The organism is Bacillus sp. TE9106W (genome assembly GCF_054062215.1).
The window spans coordinates 1-2,403 of the sequence record NZ_JBSSFA010000032.1; the positions used below are offsets into that span (position 1 = coordinate 1).

Annotated in this window: 2 protein-coding genes; one reads left to right on the plus strand and one right to left on the minus strand. The window is 32.5% G+C overall.

Annotated features, from left to right (window positions below; all coding sequences use genetic code 11):
- Window positions 1-289: 289 nt before the first annotated feature.
- Entirely contained in the window at window positions 290-1,081 is a 792-nt protein-coding gene (locus tag ACVWY7_RS26950; protein WP_000483026.1) for a sulfotransferase family 2 domain-containing protein, read from the plus strand.
- 82 nt (window positions 1,082-1,163) lie between these two features.
- Here ACVWY7_RS26950 and ACVWY7_RS26955 read toward each other — a convergent pair whose 3' ends face one another.
- Entirely contained in the window at window positions 1,164-2,084 is a 921-nt protein-coding gene (locus tag ACVWY7_RS26955; RefSeq protein ID WP_456524072.1) for a DMT family transporter, read from the minus strand.
- Between the last annotated feature and the right edge of the window lie 319 nt (window positions 2,085-2,403).

Sequence of the window (2,403 nt, forward strand, 5' to 3'; positions counted from 1 at the left end):
AAAAATTGACGTTTCACGTTGTTTGTTTCGTTCAGTTTTCAAAGAACTACTTGGTCGCTCATTTGCGACTTCCTTATGTTAACATTTTCATCTTTTAATGTCAACTAAGTTTTTTATTTCGTTTGTCGCTTTCGACGTTAATGTCATCAGCGACTTGTCTTATATTACACCTCTATATAATAATAGTCAATATTAATCTTTCATTTTTTGAAAAAAGATAAAAAAGACTTTCATACCTCCCTTTTGTTTCTCATAGATATCAATAAGATAACTGAAAGGAGTGTAGAACTTGTTCAATCCTTCTTTATTACACGTCATAAACTCCCATTCAAGAAGCCCACACTATCATAGGAAGTTTCCAATCATTCTATTTTGGAGTCAAAAAAGCGGCTGTACTTCTCTTGCTAAGTGGTTCTTTTACCAGATTGATTTATTACAAACAGCTCTAAGTTATAGTCCTTTCATTCATAATTATGAATATGATATATACAAAAGTACACCTGCCTATGGTGTAAAACTAGGGGTAGCGTTACGAGAAAAACAAAAAGAAACTTTTAAACTTGTTCGTAACCCTTATAGAAGAGCAGTCAGTTCTTTCATATCCTTAATTGCACCTCCTTATATGGAAAATCCCGAATGGAAACCCATCCGAAAGTTTTTATATCAAGATGAAAATTCCCCCAAAGGGATCTCATTTAAACAATTTCTATACTATCTATTTATGAAAGGGGCTCACGCAAGTGATATTAACCCACATTTCACACAACAATATATAGCTGGTGAAGAAGAATATGTGACCAATTATATATACTTAGAAAACTTCGATCAGGAAATGAAAAAATTAGAAAAGCGTTTCGAATTAAAAATCGCACCAATAAATGAGTTTTCAACATCATGGCACCATCAAACTCCCGCGATGATTTATAAAGGGAATTTTAGCGAAGGCGATATTACTAACCCTTCATTTCCCCGTCATCCAACTTTTGAAAGCTTTTATGATACTGAATGTATACAGCTCGTCCAAACAATATTTCAAAATGATTTCAATACGTATAAATATAGTAGAGAATACCCATACTGATTTCAATCTATTATCTTTGCCAAATGAAAAAACGCCTAATATATTAGGTGTTTTTTCATTTAAACCATATACAACATACTGCTTAGCATTCCTTACTCTTTAAGTTATTCCTCTTTAATAACTTACTTATTTTTTGTTTATCTGCCCAGCCTACCCCTATTAAAACTAAACTTCCTCCTATTACTATCTTCCACGTTACAGACTCATCTAATAAAACAATTGAAGCAACAATACTTATTAATGGTAATGCATTTAAATATAACCCACTTACTGACGCTGAGACCGTCTCTAACGCTCTATTCCAAAACCAATACGCTAAAATTGTTGCCCCGATAACAAGATACATTACACTAAATCCTGTCTTCCATGTTTCGATTTTTGGAAAACCATAGTAAAAAGTTTCTGCCATTGCAAATGGTAAGAGGATAACAGCCCCAATGATTAAAGTTAATGTTGTAAAAACCTTGTTTGATAAATACTGTTCTTGTTTTGGTCTTTTCAGCAATATTGTATAGAAAGCAAATAAGAAAGTACTTAATAAAATAAGGATGTCTCCTATTAAAGATACTTCCTGATCGACGTTACTAGATGGAATGGTAATAAGAAGTACTCCGACACCCCCCAATGCAATACCTATCCAATAATTAAGCTGGATTTTTTCTTTCAAAAAAAACGCAGAAAACAGAATTGTAACTAAAGGTAAAGCAGCATCAATAATACTAACATGCAATCCGCTTGTTAAAGAAATACCGTAAGATGTGAACATAAAGTATCCAGCTACACCAGTAAAAGATAGTAAACTCATTCTTTTCCACGGGACTTGTTTATGTTCAACTGATCTTTTCAATTGTTTAAATGAGAATAGTAAACAATTCCCACCAGCGAATAAAAGACGAATAAATAACAAAGTAAATGGCTGAATAGATTCTAGCGCCCACTTGGTTGGCGCAATGGCTGTCCCCCATAATACAACAGCCGCTAATAACATACATATTTCTTTCATAATCTCCCACACCCATCAAAAATATATGTTAACCATCTTAATTATAGATTTTTTCTTATGCGAAATCCTTTAAAAATGAAAAAACGTTATATGAAAAACAACTGAATAGTTATTTTCCGCATAACGTTTTCATATATTTTTAGTCATTCTACAACTTAATTATATAAAAGGTAATTCTTACCTTAAACTAGCATTTTAGGATTGCTAAATTTACCGATTATGTTATTTGGTATATAAAAATAAACACAAAAAAACCTAAGTCGAATCGACTTAGGTTTTTGCTTGGCGACGTCCTACTCTCACAGGGACAAGGTCCCAA